Below are 17,076 nucleotides of genomic sequence, written 5' to 3' on the forward strand. Positions count from 1 at the left end.
TCGGCCCGCCGCGGCGACGATATAGGTGTGAGCGCCGAAGCGGAGCACCAATCCGACGCGCGACGCGCGCTTCTCGCGCTGTACGACGAGGCGTTGCCCGTGGTGTACGGGTATTTCGTCCGCCGCAGCGGGGATCGCGCCACGGCGGAGGACCTGACGTCGGAGACGTTTCTCGCGGCGATGGACGCCGCGCGGAAGAGCGATCCGCCGCCGATCTCGATCCCGTGGTTGCTCGGGGTGGCACGCCACAAGCTGGCCGACCACTATCGGCGCGGTGAGCAGCGGCTGGCGGTTCCGGTCGCCGATCCGCCCGAACCGGTGGACGGGTCCGACGACTGGGACGCCGAACTGGATCGCATGGTCGCCGAGGCCGTGCTGGCGCGGCTCGCCGAGCCGCACCGCGCCGTGCTGGTGTTGCGCTACCTGGACGGCCGCTCGGTCGGCGAGTGCGCCGACCTGATCGGACGCACCGTGCACGCCACGGAGGCGCTCCTGGTCCGGGCCCGCCGGGCCTTCAAACGGCAATATCCGGAAGGAGGCGCGTCATGAGTCGGCAGGACCGCTCCGATCCACTGGACGTGCTGCGCACCGATGACCTTCCGGCGCAACCCGATCCGGGCTTCGCCGAGCGCCTGCGCCGGCGCTTGGAATCCGCACTGTCCCTACCGAAAGGAGTCGTCATGAGCGGCACCGCCAGTGCCCTGTCCGAACTGACCGAGCCATCCGCCCCGGCGGCCGGCCCGCGCCCGGCGGCGCTGCCCTACCTCAGCGTCGCGGACGCGCGTGCGGCGATCGCGTGGTACGCCGACGCGTTCGGCGCCGACGTGGTCGGCGAACCGATCGTGATGGACGACGGCCGAATCGGGCATGCGGAGATCGCGATCGCCGGTGGCGTGCTGTATCTCGCCGACGAGCACCCGGAGCTCGGGCTGAAAGCGCCCGCGCCCGGCCGGGTTTCGGTGAGCCTGATGCTGCACGTCGCCGACACCGATGCCGCGCTGGGAAGCGCGCACGAACGCGGCGCCGCCGTCGAGCGCGAGCCCTACGAAAACTACGGAACCCGCACCGCGACCATCATCGATCCCTTCGGCCACCGGTGGATGTTGACCGGCCCCACCGCGGCGCCGCGCATCCGGCACGGCGACCTCGGATACGTCTCGGTGTGGACCGCCGACGCTGATCGCGCGGCCGCGTTCTACGGCCACGTCCTGGGCTGGGCCTACGACCCCCCATCGCACCGGGTCACCAATACCGATCTGCCGACCGGCATTTCGGCGCAACCCGGGCGGCCCACCCTGTTCTGCTGCTACGCCGTCGCCGATGTCGAGGCCGCCCGCGCGGCGATCGCAGCGGCGGGCGGCGTCCCGGGCGACACCCGTGACACCGACTACGGCGTGCTGCTCGAGGCCACCGACCCGCACGGGGCGGCGTTCGCGGTGTTCGAGCCGCCTGCCGGACGAAAGCGTCCGGAACTCAACGGATCCGGGCCCGGCGAGCTGTCGTACGTCACGTACGAGGTGCCCGATTCCGCGGGCTTCCGCGACTTCTACGGCCGGGTGCTGGGCTGGACCTTCGAGCCGGGCCGGGTGGCCGACGGCTGGCAGGTGGTGGGAACCCACCCGATGGCCGGCGCCGCCGGGGGGAGCGCGAGTCCGACGACGGTGCCGATGTGGACGGTGTCGGACGTCGACGCGGCGGTCGCGCGGGTACGCGAGGCCGGCGGCACGGTACTCGCCGAACCGGCCCGCCAGCCGTACGGCGTGACCGCCGAATGCGCCGACGATCAGGGAGGCCGCTTCTATCTCGGCGAGTTCTAGGGGTTGGCGATCCGGATGGGCGTCCCGTCCAGCCAGGCGACGACGGCCTCGACGGTGTCCTCGTAGAAGGCGCCGAGCATCTCGCGGGTGACGTACCCCAGGTGGGGGGACAACGTGACGTTCGCCAACACCCGCAGCGGGTGGTCGGGCGGGGGCGGTTCGGCGTCGTAGACGTCGAGCCCGGCCCCCGCGATCCGGCCGGTCCGCAGCGCGTCGATCAGAGCGGCCTGGTCCACGATCGGCCCGCGGGAGGTGTTGATCAGGTAGGCGTGCGGCTTCATCAGGGCCAGCTCGGGACGCCCGACCAGGTCCCGGGTGCGCTCGGAGAGCACCAAGTGGATCGACACCACGTCGGATTCGGAGAACAGGGTCGCCTTGTCGACGCGGCGGGCGCCGACCGCCGCCGCGGCCTCGTCTGTGAGGTTCTGGCTCCACGCGATGACCTGCATGCCAAACACTTTCGCGTATTCGGCCATGCGACCGCCCGTCCTGCCCAAGCCGAGCAGCCCGATCGTCTTGCCGGACAACGTCATCCCCGTTGTGGTCTGCCAGCCCCCGGCGCGCATGCTTCGATGTTCTTCGGCGAGGTTGCGCACCGTCGCGACCATCAACCCCCAGGCCAGTTCCGGGGTGGCGTCGCGGACCGAGGCGAATCGCGGATTGGTGAAGTCCGAGTGGGCGACCAGCACGCCGCGCTCGCTGGCCGCCGCCATGTCCAAGTTCGGCAGGCTCCGGCCGACGATGGTGATCAGTTTCAGGTTCGGCAGCCGCTCGATGAGCGTGCGGGGCAGGGCCATCCGCTCGCGCATGGTGCAGATCACGTCGAAGGGCCGTAGCGCCTCGGCCGCTTCCGCCTCGGACAGGTGCCGGCCGAAAACGGTTACCTCGGAACGGTTTTGCACCCGCGACCAGTCGGCGAGTTGGAGGGCCGCGCCGGCATAATCGTCGAGTATCGCCACTTTGGGCATGACAGCGTCAGCCCAGCACCTCGGCGATGGGCACAGCGGAGGCGATCTTGGCGCGGACCTTCATGACCTTGCCCGGCATCCCGCCGCCGACCACGCCGACCAGCACCCCGTCGCGCTCGTAATAGGCCAGGAACTTGCGCCCGTCGTCCTCCACCAGATGCACGGTGTCGGTGGCCTCGGGCTCCCCCAGGCACTGGATCTTGACGTCGTACTGGTCGCTCCAGAAATATGGGACGACGGGGTTGGCCGGAACGTCCTGCCCGAGCATCGCCGGCACCACCACCCGGGCCTGGTCGGCGACGTTGCTCCAATGTTCCACGCGCGCTTGGTGTCCCGTCGCGTCGCGCCAGGAGGCGACGTCCCCCAGCGCCCACACTTTCGGCGCGCTGGTGCGGCCGGCCTCGTCGCAGACGACGCCGTTATCGACGTCGACGCCGCTGCCCCCGAGCCATTCGGTCGCCGGGCGCGACCCGATCCCGATCACGACCAGGTCGGCCGGCAGTTCCGTCCCGTCGGTCAGCACCACCGCGTCGACGTGACCCTCGCCGCGCACCTCGGCCACGCCGAGACCGAGCCGGACGTCGACGCCTTCGTCGCGGTGCAGGCGCGCCACCAGCGCGCCGATCTGCTCGCCCAGCACGACGGCCAGCGGCGTCGGCTGCGGCTCGACGAGCACCACGTCCACCCCGAGGGTGCGCATGCTGGCCGCTACCTCACAGCCGATGAAGCCGGCACCGATGACGACGGCGCGCTGCGCGGCGGACGCGTGCTCGCGCAACGCCATGCTCTCGTCGTACGAGCGCAGCACCCGAATGCCCTCGAGATCCGGCAGCGCCGGAATGCGCCGCGGTACCAAGCCGGTGGCGATGACGAGTTCGTCGTAGCCGAGCACGGATCCGTCGGACAGCGTGACCGTCTGACCGGCGGTGTCGAGACCGGTGGCCGCCGAACCGAGTCGCAGCGTGATGTCGTTGTCGTCGTACCACTGGCGCGGCTTGAGGGCCACGTCGTCGACCTCTTTGCGCAGCACCTCCTTGGACAGCGGCGGCCGGTCGTACGGCAGGTGCACCTCGTTGCTGACGATCGTGATCCGCCCGGTGTATTCCGACCGGCGCAGTTGCTCGGCGGTGCGCGCAGCGGCCAATCCGCCGCCGACGATCACAACCCCTTTGTCGAGGCCCTTTTCAGTCACGTGGAGTTCATACCACGCACGCCGGTTAATACTTCAAGGCGCCCTTGTCCACCGGGACCTGGGTGCCCGACAGTGTGCCCGAGCCGTCCCCGGCCAACCAGACGACGACGTCGGAAACCTCGTCGGCCGTCATAAACCCCTTGTACTGCATCGGCATTGGCGGGAAGCTGTGCACGTAACGCGGATGCTTGGCAAAGATCTCCATCATCGCCTCCGGCTCGATCATCGGGGTGTCGACCGAGTAGGGGTGGATGGAGTTGACCCGGATGTCGTATACGCCGAGTTCGATGGCCAGCGTGTTGGTCAGCGCGGTGAGCCCGAACTTGCTCGCGGCGTAGTGGCCGTTGCCCGGCGTCGCCTTCAGGCCCGCCGATGAGCTGACGACGACGATCGACCCGCCGTTGCCGGCCTCGATCATGGCGGGAATCGCGGCGCGCAGGGTGCGCCAGGTGCCGGTCAGGTTGATACCGATCACGGTGTCCCATTGCTCGTCGGTGAGCTCCCAGACCCGGCCCCACCCCAGCACCCCGGCGTTGGCCACCAGGATGTCGAGCCGGCCGAATTGCTCGACGCCGTCGGCCACCAGTTGCCGCACCGCGGCGTCGTCGCGGATGTCGACCTGGCGGGCCAGCACCTTGCGGCCCTCGGCCTCGACCAGGCGGACGGTCTCGTCGAGATCCTCGGGGGTGGCCGGCGTGTAGGTCAGGGTGTCGGACGCCCGCGCGCAGATGTCGAGCGCGATGATGTCGGCACCCTCGCGCGCGAGCCGTACCGCATGCGACCGTCCCTGCGCCCGGGCCGCGCCGGTAATGAATGCCACCCGTCCCTGCAGTGATTCAGCCACGGTGCCAGGCTAGCAGCGAAACTGAAACGTGTTCTAACTAACCCGGGGTTCAGATTTCGGAGATGATCTGGGCCCGTCGGCTGTTGTACTCCTGGTCGCTCAGCGCACCGCCGGCCCGCAGCGTCTCGAGCTCTTGGAGCCGCTGGGCGATCGACGGTTGCGGCGTGGCGGCCGGGGCCGGACCGCCGGCCGCCGCCGGTTGGGCGGCCGGCGCCTGCTGTTCGGCCGCGCGCCGCACCACGGCCTGGACCTGCTGGCGCAGCGCGGGATTGGACCGGATGTCGACCATCCGATTGAGCGGAACGTTGTTCGCCTTAAGGATCTGCAGGATCTCCATCAGCGGGCCGGCCTGCCCGCTGAGGTCGTAGGTCTTGTTGTCCTCGGCCACCGTGAACTGCGCCGGCACCAGCCCGTTGACCAAAGCGCTGCGTTCCCAGTCGATCCGGTATTCACCGGTGGTGGGGTTGACCAGGACCACGACCTTGCGGGCGTTGAGGTTGCCGAGCCGGGTCACGCTGGCGATCACCCGGTCCTCGCTGTCGAACGGCAGAATCCCGGGCCCCGCGATGTGCAGGTAGACCTTGACCACCTGTTGGTTGTTGATCCACGTCCCGGTTTCGCTGAGTCCCGTGATCTGGGCCAGCGCCAGCACGCCGTTCTGCTCGAGCTCCGCGTTCTTGGCGGATGACTTCGCCCCGTAGTTGGCCAGCGCGAGCGCGATCACCACGTCGGCCACGGTGATCAGCAGGCCGACGTAGAGCATCCACTGCAGCAGGTTGCCGAACCCGAGGGTGAAGTAGACGACCAAAAAGATCGGACCCACCAGGCCGCCGCACAGCAAAACGATCAACTGTGCCTTCAGGTAGCGGGCCAACACGTGTCTCTCCTCATCTCGCTGCGAAGTCCGTGTCAGATTAGCGCTCGACCGGCGGTCGCGATACCCGAGCGCGCAAACCGTCTGCGTGCTCGGGTCAGTCCTCGGAGGACTCGGCTGGGGCGGCCGTCGCCGTTGAGTAGGCCGGGGTGGCGGGACGCACCGCCGCCGACGAGCCGGCGGGCGCCGCGGCCGGCATCGTCGCGGGCAGTGGTGTCCCGGCGTAGCCGCCGAGGCCGGCCTCCTCGGTGGCCGCCAGGCCTTCCGAGGCCCCGATGGCGCCGGAGGACGCAGCCGGGCCGCCGGTTGCGGCGACCGCGGGGACGGCACCGAGGTTTTGACCCGCGACCAGGCTGCCGGTGAAGCCGGCCCCGCCCATACCGAACGATTCGCCGCTGCCGGCGGCCGCGGCGGCGGGACTGACGCTGCCCGTCAGCTGACCGGCCACGCCGCTGGCCCCGGCACCGAAAACGCCCGGCCCGGGACTGGGCGCGACGGTCAGCGCGGGGCTCACGCCGTTGCCGGCCGGGACGGCCGCGGCGGCCGCCTGGCTGGGCGTGCCGACCGCGCCCAACGCAGCTTGCTCCACGGTCTGCAGCGGCGAGGAGTTGGCGGCCTCGGCAAGGGCATACTGCGCCGCGCCACCGCTCATGAGCTCGACAAACTGCTGGTGGAACATCGCCGCCTGGGCGCTGAGCGCCTGGTAGACCTCGGCGTGCGCGCCGAACAGCGTCGCAATGGTCGCCGACACCTCGTCGGCACCCGCGGCCAGCACGCCCGAGGTCGGGGTCAGCGCCGCGGCGTTGGCCGAGCTGATCGAAGAGGCGAGATTCGCCAGGTCGGACGCCGCCGCCGCCAGATACTCCGGCGTCGCGAAAACGAACGACATCCGTACCTCCCGGGCGAGTCACGACGATTGAACAATCGCCCGGTCATTAGACACGGACGCAATAAGCCTGAATCTATAGTAACCCGCGCCGTCCTCGCCCGGTTTTGCCAATTGCGACGGACCCCGGAACGCACGAAGCCCGGGCGCCGATCGGCAGCCCGGGCTTCGTGTCGAACAGACTGACTTACTTGATGATCTTGACGACCCGGCCGGCGCCGACGGTGCGGCCACCCTCGCGGATCGCGAACCGCAGGCCCTCGTCCATGGCGACGGGCTGGATCAGCTTCACCGAGATGTTGGTGTTGTCACCGGGCATCACCATTTCGGTGCCCTCCGGCAGCGTCACCACACCGGTCACGTCGGTGGTGCGGAAGTAGAACTGCGGACGGTAGTTGTTGAAGAACGGCGTGTGCCGGCCGCCCTCGTCCTTGGACAGGATGTAGACCTGGCCCTCGAACTCGGTGTGCGGCGTGGTGGTGCCGGGCTTGGTGACGACCTGGCCCCGCTCGACGTCCTCACGCTTGATACCGCGCAGCAACAGCCCGACGTTGTCGCCGGCCTGGCCCTGGTCGAGCAGCTTGCGGAACATCTCGACGCCGGTGACCGTCGTCTTGGTGCTGGTCGGCTTGATGCCGACGATCTCGACTTCCTCGTTCACGTTGATCACGCCACGCTCCACACGACCGGTGACCACGGTGCCGCGGCCGGTGATGGTGAAGACGTCCTCGACGGGCATCAGGAACGGCTTGTCGGTCTCGCGGACCGGGTCCGGGATCGACTCGTCGACCGCATCCATCAGCTGCTCGACGGACTCGACCCACTTGGCGTCGCCCTCGAGCGCCTTGAGCGCCGAGACCCGCACGACCGGCGCGTCCTCGTCGAATTCCTGGGCGGCCAGCAGCTCGCGGACCTCCAGCTCGACGAGCTCGAGCAGCTCCTCGTCGTCGACCGCGTCGGCCTTGTTCAGGGCGACCAGGATGTAGGGCACGCCGACCTGGCGGGCCAGCAGCACGTGCTCGCGGGTCTGCGGCATCGGGCCGTCGGTCGCGGCGACCACCAGGATCGCGCCGTCCATCTGGGCGGCGCCGGTGATCATATTCTTGATGTAGTCCGCGTGACCAGGCGCGTCGACGTGGGCGTAGTGCCGCTTGTCGGTCTGGTACTCGACGTGCGCGATGTTGATGGTGATACCGCGCTGACGCTCCTCGGGGGCGTTGTCGATCTGGTCGAACGCCTTGGACTCGTTCAGGTCCGGGTACTTGTCGTGCAGGACCTTGGTGATAGCCGCGGTCAGGGTGGTCTTGCCGTGGTCAACGTGACCGATGGTCCCGATGTTGACGTGGGGCTTGGTCCGCTGGAACTTCGCCTTCGCCACTGTTGTGTCCTCCGACTTGTTGGTGCTTTGTTAAGCAGTGTTGATTTCTTGTTGTGCCGCGGTGTTAACCGGGTCAGCTTACTCGTACGCCCGAACTCACTGACCCGTCGCCTTGGCGATGATCTCCTTCGACACGTTCGCCGGTACTTCGGCGTAGGAGTCGAACACCATGGAGTAGTTCGCCCGGCCTTGAGTCTTCGACCTCAGGTCGCCGACGTAACCGAACATCTCCGACAGCGGCACGTGCGCCTTGACCACGCGTGCACCGCTCCGCTCCTCCATGGCCTGAATCTGGCCACGGCGGGAGTTCAGGTCGCCGATCACATCGCCCATGTAGTCCTCGGGCGTGATGACCTCGACGGCCATGATCGGTTCCAGGATCACCGGTTGCGCTTGCGCGGCAGCCTTTTTCAGCACCTGGGAACCAGCGATCTTGAAGGCCATCTCGGACGAGTCGACCTCGTGGAAGGCGCCGTCGAGCAGGGTGACCTTGAGGTTCACCAGCGGGTAGCCGGCCAGCACGCCGTACTGCATGGCGTCCTGGGCGCCGGCGTCCACCGACGGGATGTACTCGCGCGGGATGCGCCCGCCGGTGACCTTGTTCTCGAATTCGTAGGTCGCGCCGTCCTCGCCGTGGAATGGCTCGAGGTTGATCAGCACCTTCGCGAACTGGCCCGACCCACCGGTCTGCTTCTTGTGGGTGAACTCGACCTTCTCCACCAGCCGCCTGATGGTCTCCTTGTAGGCGACCTGCGGCTTGCCCACGTTGGCCTCGACCTTGAACTCGCGGCGCATGCGATCCACCAGGATGTCCAGGTGCAACTCGCCCATGCCGCCGATCACGGTCTGCCCGGTCTCGGCGTCCTGGTGGACCTTGAACGTCGGGTCCTCCTCGGCGAGCTTCTGGATCGACAGGCTCAGCTTCTCCTGATCGCTCTTCGTCTTGGGCTCGATGGCCACCTCGATGACCGGGTCCGGGAACGTCATCGACTCGAGCACGACCTGCTGGTTCGGGTCGCTCAGGGTGTCGCCGGTGGTGGTGTCCTTCAGACCGATCACCGCGTAGATGTGACCCGCCGACGCGGTCTCCACCGGGTTCTCCTTGTTGGAGTGCATCTGGAACAGCTTGCCCAGCCGCTCCTTCTTGCCCTTGGTGGAGTTGATGACCTGGCTGCCGGAATCGACCTTGCCCGAGTACACCCGGACGTAGGTCAGCTTGCCGAAGAAGGGGTGCGTGGCGACCTTGAAGGCCAGCGCCGAGAACGGCTCGTCGGTGGACGGCTTGCGCACGACCTCGACGTCCTCCTTGCCCGGAGCGTGGCCGACGGCCGGCGGCACGTCCAGCGGCGAGGGCAGGTAGTCGATGACCGCGTCCAGCATCGGCTGCACGCCCTTGTTCTTGAACGCGCTGCCGCACAGCACCGGGTAGGCCTCCGAGCTGATGGTCAGCTTGCGGATAGCACCCTTGATCTCCTCGACGGTGAGCTCCTCGCCGCCCAGGTACTTCTCCAGCAGCGTCTCGTCGGTCTCGGCGACGGACTCGAGCAACTTGGTGCGGTACTCGTCGGCCTTCTCCTGCAGGTCGGCGGGGATGTCGACGACGTCGTACTTCTCACCGAGCTTCGCCTCGGCGCTCCACACCTTGGCCTTCATCTCGACCAGGTCGACGACGCCCTCGAAGTCACCCTCGGAGCCGACGGGCAGCTGGATCGGGATGACGTTGGCGCCCAGCCGCTCTTCCATCGTCTTCACCGAGAAGTAGAAGTCCGCGCCGATCTTGTCCATCTTGTTGACGAAGCAGATCCGCGGGACGTCGTATTTGTCGGCCTGGCGCCACACCTGCTCGGACTGCGGCTCGACGCCCTCCTTGCCGTCGAAGACGGCGACGGCACCGTCGAGCACGCGCAGGCTGCGCTCCACCTCGACGGTGAAATCAACATGGCCAGGCGTGTCAATGATGTTGATCTGGTTGTCGTTCCAGAAGCAGGTGGTGGCCGCGGAGGTGATGGTGATCCCCCGCTCCTGCTCCTGCTCCATCCAGTCCATGGTGGCGGCGCCGTCGTGCACCTCACCGATCTTGTAGCTGATGCCGGTGTAGTAGAGGATGCGCTCGGTCGTCGTCGTCTTGCCGGCGTCGATGTGCGCCATGATGCCGATGTTGCGGACCTTGGTCAGGTCGGTCAGCACGTCCTTCTGTGCCACAGAAGTCTTCCCACTCTTTCGATTGCTTGGTTGCTGTCTTTCTTGTCTCCGGCCTCATCGCCGGAGACTGTCACCAGCGATAGTGCGCGAAGGCGCGGTTGGCCTCGGCCATCTTGTGGGTGTCCTCGCGTCGCTTGACGGCGGCACCCAGGCCGTTGCTGGCGTCGAGGATCTCGTTCGCCAGGCGCTCGACCATGGTCTTCTCCCGGCGTTGCTTGGAGAAGCTGACCAACCAACGCAGTGCGAGCGTCACGGAGCGGTCCGGCCGCACCTCGACGGGCACCTGGTAGGTCGCACCACCGACGCGGCGGCTGCGCACCTCGAGGGAGGGCTTGACGTTGTCCATGGCGCGCTTGAGGGTGATCACCGGGTCGGTGCCCGTCTTGTCACGGGCTTGTTCGAGCGCACCATAAACAATGCGTTCGGCCAGCGATTTCTTCCCGTCCAGCAGAACCTTGTTCACCAGCTGGGTGACCAGCTGCGACCCGTAGACCGGGTCGTTGACCAACGGACGCTTGGGCGCGGGTCCCTTGCGCGGCATCAGCTCTTCTCCTTCTTGGCGCCGTAACGGCTGCGAGCCTGCTTGCGGTTCTTGACGCCCTGGGTGTCGAGCGAACCGCGGATGATCTTGTACCGGACACCGGGCAGGTCCTTGACCCGGCCACCACGCACCAGCACCATCGAGTGCTCCTGCAGGTTGTGGCCCTCGCCGGGGATGTAGGCCGTGACCTCAACCTGACTCGTCAGCTTGACGCGCGCAACCTTCCGAAGCGCCGAGTTCGGCTTCTTCGGGGTGGTGGTGTACACGCGGGTGCATACGCCACGGCGCTGCGGGCTGCCCTTCAGAGCCGCCGTCTTGACCTTGGCGACCTTGTCGCGGCGACCCTTGCGGACCAGCTGCTGAATGGTTGGCATCTACCGGCTTTCTGTGTTGTGGTTCGTGTTCTGGGTCGAGCTGTTAAGTCTGTGTACTGCAGTTTTGCCCAGCCGCGCGTTGAGCTCGCCTACCCCGCGGCCGGGTGTGTCGCAAGCGCTCAGCACGGCAGTAGATCCGGTGCGTCGGGGACATGCGAATTAGCCCGGCATCCGCTCCCTTACGTCAGGCGCCGTAAGCCGCCAGGCACGAGCCACCACAATACCCGCCGCCGGTCTCGCAGGTCAAAGCGGCGGCCGGTGGCCTAGCTGGGCGCCGCGCCCTGGTGCGCGGTGCGCCTGTCCAGACCCGCCGCCAGCCGCAACACCATGTCGGAAAACAGCGCGTCCGTGTCGATGTCGTCCATGACGCCGGTCATCTCCAGTAATACGAAGCCGTGCATCGCGGACCAGAACTCCAGCGCCGCGTGGAATGCCTCCGCACCGCACAGGCCGTAGGAGGCCAGCACGGAGATGACGGGCGTGGCAGCGCCCCTGGTGGCGGCCGCGTACTCGGGGTCGTCGCCACCCAGCGGCATCCGGGTGAACGCCGAGTACCGACCCGGGTGGTGATGGGCGTAACTGCGGTACGCGCTGGCCATGACCAGCACCGCGTCGTCGCGCGCGCGACCCTCGCCGACCCGGTTCAGCATCGTGATGATGTCGTCGATGACGCGGATCCGCACCGCGCGGCGCAGGTCCTCCAGGCTGTCCACGTGGTTGTACAGCGACGGGCCCTTGGTTCCCAGCTGGGTGGCCAGCGCGTTGATCGTCAGCGAGTCCCAGCCCTCGCGGTCCAAAAACGTCAAGGCACCGTCGACGATGCCGTCGCGGCTCAGCTTGGCCGGGCGGGAGGCCGACTTCCCGGCGCGCGGGCGCCCCGCCGCCGACGGCGGTTCTGGAGCTGCCATGGCGATCGCCCTTCGAGTGATGCGGGTTGGGTTAACTAATGACTCTAGTTGACGATCGGCCGGAAACTGGTGAGCCGATAACCCTGCCCCCGGGCGGGCGGATACACGTAATCTCATTCCAGGCCGATCCGAACGCCGAAGGGGGCTCGCCGTGAAGTGGACAACCGCCGCGGGGCCGCTGGTCGCCTGCGCCCTCGTCGTCGCCGCGCCCACGCCGGTGGCGCCGGCCAAGAACGGCGACACCCACGTCACCGGCCAGGGCGTCGACCAGACGCTGGACTGCAACGATGCCACCCTGATCGTCAACGGCACGGGGAACGTCGTCAACGCGAAGGGCAACTGCTGGGCCGTGACGGTCATGGGCTCGGGCAACACCGTCATCGCCGACTCCGTCACGCACGACATCACCGTGTACGGCTACGACGAGACCGTGTTCTATCACGGCGGCGCGCCGATCCTCTGGGACCGCGGCCGCGAACTGGGCATGACCAACCGGCTCCAGCAGGTGCCGGGCTGAGCACCGAATCGAGAGAATCGAGGATCGATGCGTGACCACATCACCGACCGCCCGTCCAGGCTCGCCGCGCTCGCACTGGCGCCGGCGGCCGCGGCGTTAGTGCTGGCGGGTTGCAGTTCCACCGCCAACCCGCCCGGTGGCTCGACCGCGACGACGACGAAGAGCAGCACCACGACGACCAGCGCCGCGGCGGGGCCGACGAGCAGTGCGAGCACCACGGCGTCCGTCGAGATCGGCAACACGCTCAACTACGGGTCGATGGGGACCACGGCCACCCTCGATTGCGCCAACGGCAAGTCGCTGAACGTGGGCGGCTCCAACAACACGCTGACCGTCACCGGCACCTGCGAGACGGTGACCATCGGCGGCGCGAACAACAAGATCACCCTCGACAAGGTGAACACGCGCATCACCGTGGTGGGGCTGACCAACACCATCACCTACAAAGACGGTGATCCCAAGGTCGACAACCTCGGCTCGAGCAACTCGATCAGCAAGGGCTAACCGGCCGGCGCGCCATGGCGCCCGGCGCCCGCGGCGAACCGCCCGGCCCCTTCCGCGGCCTCCGCGGCGACCCGCGAGATGCTCGCGAATTCGAAGTCGATGGCCTCGGGTTCCGGACTTCCCCACTGGTGCAGCGCTGAGCGCCGGTCCGATCGCAAGCACTGTTGCGGCAGCGCCGCGAGCTGGGCCGCCAGTTCCTCGGCGGCTTGGCGCGCTTGGCCTTTCGGCACGACGCGGTTGGCCAACCCCATCGCCAGCGCTTCGTCGGCTTTGACGCCGCGGCCGGTGAGGATCATGTCCATCGCGCGGCTCTGCCCGATCAGCCGGGGCAGCCGCACGGTGCCGCCGTCGATGAGCGGCACGCCCCAGCGCCGGCAGAACACCCCGAACACGGCGTCCTCCTCGGCCACCCGCAGATCGCACCAGAGGGCCAGCTCCAGGCCCCCGGCGACGGCGTAGCCGCTGACGGCGGCGATCACGGGTTTGGACAACACCATCCGGGTGGGCCCCATCGGGCCGGGACCGGTCCGGTGCACGGCGTTGGCGTCGGGGGTGCCGAACGACTTCAAATCGGCTCCGGCGCAGAAGGTTCCGTTGTCGCCCCAGAGCACGGCCACCGACGCCGTGTCGTCGCGGTCGAAGTCCTCGAACGCCGCATAGAGCGCGGCGGCCGTCGGGCCGTTGACGGCGTTGCGCGCGCCCGGCCGGTCGATGATCACCGTGGTCACGTCGCCGTTGCGCTCTACGCGCACTGGATCACTCATCTCACCTCCACTAGTGCTGGGTCACGCCGCCGCGCCAGCTCGGTGGCGAAGTCGTGGTAAGCCTCGCGCAGCCGGTCGCCGGGCCAATCGGCGGGCAGTAGCTCGGCGGGCAGCATCGGGTCGGTGAGCACGTGGCGCACAATCCCGGTGGCCGCCACGAACCGGCCGGGAATGTCGGACGCGGCGGCCATCTCTTCCAGCAGCCGGTGGCCGGTTTGGGTCCACACCGGCAAGTCCCACAGCGCGCCGGCCAGCTCGGCGGGCGCGTCGTCGCGCGCCGTGAGCACGCGCACCCGCCCCGCGACATCGGGATCCAGCTCCAGCGCCACGTTGTCGGGCCGCATCCAGACCCCCTCGCGGAGTTCGCCAAAGCGCTTGTCGTGCATGACCGTTCGCAGCGCCGCCCGGGTGCGGGCGGCGCCGCCCACGCTGGTCACGATCAGCACGAGCCAGTCGCCCCGCCACGGGCGGGTGTGGGGATGCATGGCATCGTCCTGTCGGCGCTGGCGGGCCAGCAATCGATCCGAGAGCCGGTAGCCTTCGGCCGACCGGATCAGGTCGCCCGCCCCGACCATCCGGGTCAGCGCCACCCGCAGGGCGGTCTCTTTGATACCGAAATCGGCTGTCAGCCTGATCAATTCGCCAGCGCTCGCGCAGGCCGGGTGGGCGCCGAGCAGCACGCTGAGCACCACCGAGCGGGCCGTCATGTCAGGCAACGGATCACACCCCTGAGGCTGTGCGGCCGTGATCGCCGAACGGCTCGTCGCGATGCCGCACCGCCTCCCGGAAGCCGTGCTCGACCGCGTCGGCCACGAAGGCGTGCCCCTCAGGCGTGTGCCGGGCGACGCCGTCGAACACCGTGCTGACCATCCTGCTGGTGGCCACGCCCTGTTGCAGCAGAGCCGAATTGAGCGCGAGCTTGACCATGATCAGCTGGTTGACGGGCACCGCCGCGATCCGCTCCACCAGCCGCTCGGTGCGTTCGTCGAGGTCCTCCGGCGCTGGCGCCTCGACCGCCAGGCCCCACTCGGCGGCCTGCGCACCGGTGATGCAATCGCCGGTCAGCAGCAGGCGTTTGGCGCGCTGATCGCCGAGCCGGTGCGCCCACAGGCCCGCCGCCGGGACGCCCCACACCCGGGTCGGCGGGTAGCCGATCTTGGCGTCGGCCGCGGCGATCACCTGATCGGCGTGCAGCGCGATGTCGGTGCCGCCGGCCACGCAGTAGCCGTGGATCTTGACCACCGTGGGCTTGTCGGCGTGCATCAGGCTGGCGAACCCCCGCACGAAGCGGCTCATCATCTGGTAGTCGACCATCGGGTCCCACGGCTGGTCCGGCAGGTGGTTGACCGCCTGGGTCTTGCCGTCCAGCACGGTGCCCTGATACGCGCCGGTCCCGCCGGCCGACGCGGTGCGATCCGCGTACGCGCTCAGGTCGAAGCCGGCGCAAAAGCCTTCGCCGCGACCGGAAACCAAGATCACGTGGACACCGGGATCCAGGTCTGCGCGCTCGACCAACGCCGAGAGCTCCAGCGGGGTGTCCGCGACGATCGCGTTGCCCTTCTCGGGCCGGTCGAAGGTGATGCGCGCAACCCGGTCGGTGACCTCGTAGGTCATCGTCTTCAGGTTGTCGAAGTCGACCGGCCTGATCGCGTGAGTCATGGTGCGACTCAGCCCTTTACCAGGCTTCGCTCGAGGATCGGAGCAAGGTCCAGCCCGGCCGGCATGGTGCCGAACGCCCCACCCCACCGGCCGTCGAGCCGGGTGGCCAGGAACGCCTCGGCGACGGCGGGGTGCCCGTGCCGCACCAGCAGCGAGCCCTGCAGCGCCAGGCAGATGTCCTCGGCGACCTTGCGGGCCCGGTAGGCAATGCCGTCCAGGTCGCCCAGGTCGCGGCGCAACCGCTCGACGTGCCCGCCCAGCCGCGGGTCCTGACCGGCGCTCTGGGCCAACTCGGCGAACAGCACCTCGACGCATTCGGGGCGGGTCGCCATGGCGCGCAACGTATCCAGCGCGCCCACGTTGCCGGAGCCCTCCCAGATGCCCATCAGCGGCGCCTCCCGGTAGAGGCGCGGCATCCCGGAGTCCTCGACGTAGCCGTTGCCGCCCAGGCATTCCAGCGCTTCGGCGGCGTGCGGGGTGGCGCGCTTGCACACCCAGTACTTGCTGGCCGCCAGGCCGATCCGGCGCAGCAGCGCCTCCGTCGCATCACCGCGCGCCGCCTTGTCGGTCGCGCCGGCCATCCGCATCGCCACGATCGTGGCGGCCTCGGCCTCCACCGCCAGGTCCGCCAGCACATTGCGCATCAGCGGCTGGTCGATCAGGTAGGCGCCGAACGCCTTTCGGTGCTGCGCGTGGTGGATGGCACGGGTAAGGCCGGTGCGCATGCTGGTCGCGCTGCCCAGCGTGCAGTCCAGCCGGGTGAGGTTGACCATCTCGATGATGGTCGGCACGCCGCGGCCTTCCTCGCCCACCAGCCAGGCGACGGCGCCGTCGTACTCGACCTCGCTGGACGCGTTGGCATGGTTGCCGAGCTTGTCCTTGAGCCGCTGCAGGAACATCCGGTTGCGGCTGCCGTCGGGCAGCACCCGCGGCAGCAGGAAGCAGGACAGCCCCCCGGGCGCCTGCGCCAGCACCAGGAAGATGTCGCACATCGGCGCGGACGTGAACCACTTGTGGCCGGTCAGGCTGTACGTGCCGTCGCCGTTGCGGGTCGCCTGGGTGGTGCCGGCGCGCACGTCGGAGCCACCCTGCTTCTCGGTCATCGACATGCCGGCGGTGATGCCGGCCTTGGTGGTGGCCAGTTTCAGCTCGGGGTCGTACTCGCGACTGGTCAGCAACGGCTCGTACACCGCGGCGAGTTCGGGGTTGAAGCGCAGCGCCGGGACGACGGCATACGTCATCGAGATCGGACAGGTGTGTCCGGGCTCGACGTTCCAGACCGACATCTTGGCGGCGCGCACCACGTGCGCACCCGGCCGCTCGTCGGCCCACGGGGCGGCGTGGACACCGTGGGCGATCGCCGCGCGCATCAGCTCGTGGTAGGCCGGGTCGTACTCCACCTCGTCGACGCGGTGCCCGTATTGGTCGTGGGTGCGCAGTATGGGGCGGTTGCGGTCCGCGAGCTCGCCCCACCGCTGTGCTTGGTGGGTGCCGGCGAGCGCCCCGAGCTCGGTCACCTCTTCCGCGCCCCACTGCCCGCCCTCGCGGATCAGCGCCTCGACGAGCACGGCGGACGTCGCGGGGTTGTGGTTCTCCAGGGTGGGGACCTGGTTGGTGACGGCATGGGTGTCTGGCATGCCACTCATGT

General features: G+C 68.7%; 18 protein-coding genes. 4 read left to right on the forward strand and 14 right to left on the reverse strand.

Going from position 1 to position 17,076, the window contains the following annotated elements; translation table 11 throughout:
• Positions 1-27: 27 nt before the first annotated feature.
• Together A5787_RS02475 and A5787_RS02480 are read left to right on the forward strand one after the other, a co-directional pair.
• Positions 28-549, forward strand: coding sequence for an RNA polymerase sigma factor (locus tag A5787_RS02475; protein WP_066961089.1), 522 nt, complete (start codon positions 28-30; stop codon positions 547-549).
• A complete protein-coding gene (locus A5787_RS02480; RefSeq protein ID WP_066961092.1) occupies positions 546-1,817 on the forward strand; it encodes a VOC family protein in 1,272 nt (423 codons plus the stop codon). The genes A5787_RS02475 and A5787_RS02480 overlap by 4 nt, the downstream gene beginning before the upstream one ends.
• On the opposite strand, the gene A5787_RS02485 is transcribed toward A5787_RS02480, so the two are convergent.
• From A5787_RS02485 to A5787_RS02530, 10 genes are all read right to left on the reverse strand, one after another.
• On the reverse strand, positions 1,814-2,785 hold the full coding sequence (locus tag A5787_RS02485) for a D-2-hydroxyacid dehydrogenase family protein (RefSeq protein WP_066961094.1): 972 nt from the start codon (positions 2,783-2,785) through the stop codon (positions 1,814-1,816). The two genes, A5787_RS02480 and A5787_RS02485, sit on opposite strands and share 4 nt — an antisense overlap.
• 7 nt (positions 2,786-2,792) lie before the next feature.
• A complete protein-coding gene (locus A5787_RS02490; RefSeq protein WP_066961096.1) occupies positions 2,793-3,977 on the reverse strand; it encodes an NAD(P)/FAD-dependent oxidoreductase in 1,185 nt (394 codons plus the stop codon).
• A 25-nt stretch (positions 3,978-4,002) separates the two neighbouring features.
• Entirely contained in the window at positions 4,003-4,821 is an 819-nt protein-coding gene (locus tag A5787_RS02495; protein WP_082977031.1) for a mycofactocin-coupled SDR family oxidoreductase, read from the reverse strand.
• Between the two features lie 49 nt (positions 4,822-4,870).
• Entirely contained in the window at positions 4,871-5,698 is an 828-nt protein-coding gene (locus tag A5787_RS02500) for an SHOCT domain-containing protein (RefSeq protein ID WP_066961102.1), read from the reverse strand.
• Positions 5,699-5,792: 94 nt separating this feature from the next.
• Positions 5,793-6,584, reverse strand: coding sequence for a PE family protein (locus A5787_RS28585; RefSeq protein ID WP_066961105.1), 792 nt, complete (start codon positions 6,582-6,584; stop codon positions 5,793-5,795).
• Between the two features lie 184 nt (positions 6,585-6,768).
• The gene (tuf, locus tag A5787_RS02510; RefSeq protein ID WP_066961108.1) at positions 6,769-7,959 is read right to left on the reverse strand and encodes an elongation factor Tu; all 1,191 of its coding nucleotides are present in this window, start codon (positions 7,957-7,959) and stop codon (positions 6,769-6,771) included.
• 96 nt (positions 7,960-8,055) lie between these two features.
• Positions 8,056-10,161, reverse strand: a complete 2,106-nt coding sequence (fusA, locus tag A5787_RS02515; protein WP_066961111.1) for an elongation factor G — start codon at positions 10,159-10,161, stop codon at positions 8,056-8,058.
• A gap of 70 nt (positions 10,162-10,231) precedes the next feature.
• Positions 10,232-10,702: a 30S ribosomal protein S7 gene (gene rpsG / locus A5787_RS02520; RefSeq protein ID WP_066869309.1), complete on the reverse strand. Its 471-nt coding sequence runs from the start codon at positions 10,700-10,702 to the stop codon at positions 10,232-10,234.
• The gene (rpsL, locus tag A5787_RS02525) at positions 10,702-11,076 is read right to left on the reverse strand and encodes a 30S ribosomal protein S12 (RefSeq protein ID WP_007767794.1); all 375 of its coding nucleotides are present in this window, start codon (positions 11,074-11,076) and stop codon (positions 10,702-10,704) included. Before rpsL ends, rpsG begins: the two co-directional genes overlap by 1 nt.
• 263 nt (positions 11,077-11,339) lie before the next feature.
• Positions 11,340-11,984, reverse strand: coding sequence for a TetR/AcrR family transcriptional regulator (locus A5787_RS02530; RefSeq protein ID WP_066961114.1), 645 nt, complete (start codon positions 11,982-11,984; stop codon positions 11,340-11,342).
• A 151-nt stretch (positions 11,985-12,135) separates the two neighbouring features.
• On the opposite strand from A5787_RS02530, the gene A5787_RS02535 reads away from it, so the two are divergent.
• Together A5787_RS02535 and A5787_RS02540 are read left to right on the forward strand one after the other, a co-directional pair.
• Positions 12,136-12,501, forward strand: a complete 366-nt coding sequence (locus A5787_RS02535; RefSeq protein ID WP_066961116.1) for a DUF3060 domain-containing protein — start codon at positions 12,136-12,138, stop codon at positions 12,499-12,501.
• A gap of 27 nt (positions 12,502-12,528) precedes the next feature.
• Complete coding sequence (locus tag A5787_RS02540; protein ID WP_066961120.1) at positions 12,529-13,005, forward strand: DUF3060 domain-containing protein; 477 nt, start codon at positions 12,529-12,531, stop codon at positions 13,003-13,005.
• On the opposite strand, the gene A5787_RS02545 is transcribed toward A5787_RS02540, so the two are convergent.
• The 4 genes from A5787_RS02545 to A5787_RS02560 are packed head-to-tail and all read right to left on the reverse strand — an operon-like array spanning position 13,002 to position 17,065.
• Positions 13,002-13,769, reverse strand: a complete 768-nt coding sequence (locus A5787_RS02545; protein WP_066961123.1) for a crotonase/enoyl-CoA hydratase family protein — start codon at positions 13,767-13,769, stop codon at positions 13,002-13,004. The genes A5787_RS02540 and A5787_RS02545 overlap by 4 nt on opposite strands.
• The gene (locus A5787_RS02550; RefSeq protein WP_066961126.1) at positions 13,766-14,485 is read right to left on the reverse strand and encodes a PaaX family transcriptional regulator C-terminal domain-containing protein; all 720 of its coding nucleotides are present in this window, start codon (positions 14,483-14,485) and stop codon (positions 13,766-13,768) included. The genes A5787_RS02545 and A5787_RS02550 overlap by 4 nt, the downstream gene beginning before the upstream one ends.
• Positions 14,486-14,489: 4 nt before the next feature.
• Positions 14,490-15,428 carry a crotonase/enoyl-CoA hydratase family protein gene (locus A5787_RS02555; RefSeq protein ID WP_066961128.1) on the reverse strand — a complete coding sequence of 313 codons (939 nt, stop codon included), beginning with the start codon at positions 15,426-15,428 and terminating at the stop codon, positions 14,490-14,492.
• A gap of 8 nt (positions 15,429-15,436) precedes the next feature.
• The gene (locus A5787_RS02560) at positions 15,437-17,065 is read right to left on the reverse strand and encodes an acyl-CoA dehydrogenase family protein (protein ID WP_066961131.1); all 1,629 of its coding nucleotides are present in this window, start codon (positions 17,063-17,065) and stop codon (positions 15,437-15,439) included.
• Between the last annotated feature and the right edge of the window lie 11 nt (positions 17,066-17,076).

This window comes from Mycobacterium sp. 852002-50816_SCH5313054-b (assembly GCF_001667185.1).
Taxonomy (GTDB): Bacteria; Actinomycetota; Actinomycetes; order Mycobacteriales; family Mycobacteriaceae; genus Mycobacterium.

Coding starts and splice junctions, on each gene's coding strand:
- rpsL (WP_007767794.1), bottom strand. CDS start 11,076: ATGCCAACCATTCAGCAGCTGGTCCGCAAGGGTCGCCGCGACAAGGTC.
- A5787_RS02485 (WP_066961094.1), bottom strand. CDS start 2,785: ATGCCCAAAGTGGCGATACTCGACGATTATGCCGGCGCGGCCCTCCAA.
- A5787_RS02480 (WP_066961092.1), top strand. CDS start 546: ATGAGTCGGCAGGACCGCTCCGATCCACTGGACGTGCTGCGCACCGAT.
- A5787_RS28585 (WP_066961105.1), bottom strand. CDS start 6,584: ATGTCGTTCGTTTTCGCGACGCCGGAGTATCTGGCGGCGGCGGCGTCC.
- A5787_RS02560 (WP_066961131.1), bottom strand. CDS start 17,065: ATGCCAGACACCCATGCCGTCACCAACCAGGTCCCCACCCTGGAGAAC.
- rpsG (WP_066869309.1), bottom strand. CDS start 10,702: ATGCCGCGCAAGGGACCCGCGCCCAAGCGTCCGTTGGTCAACGACCCG.
- A5787_RS02545 (WP_066961123.1), bottom strand. CDS start 13,769: ATGAGTGATCCAGTGCGCGTAGAGCGCAACGGCGACGTGACCACGGTG.
- A5787_RS02540 (WP_066961120.1), top strand. CDS start 12,529: ATGCGTGACCACATCACCGACCGCCCGTCCAGGCTCGCCGCGCTCGCA.
- A5787_RS02530 (WP_066961114.1), bottom strand. CDS start 11,984: ATGGCAGCTCCAGAACCGCCGTCGGCGGCGGGGCGCCCGCGCGCCGGG.
- A5787_RS02555 (WP_066961128.1), bottom strand. CDS start 15,428: ATGACTCACGCGATCAGGCCGGTCGACTTCGACAACCTGAAGACGATG.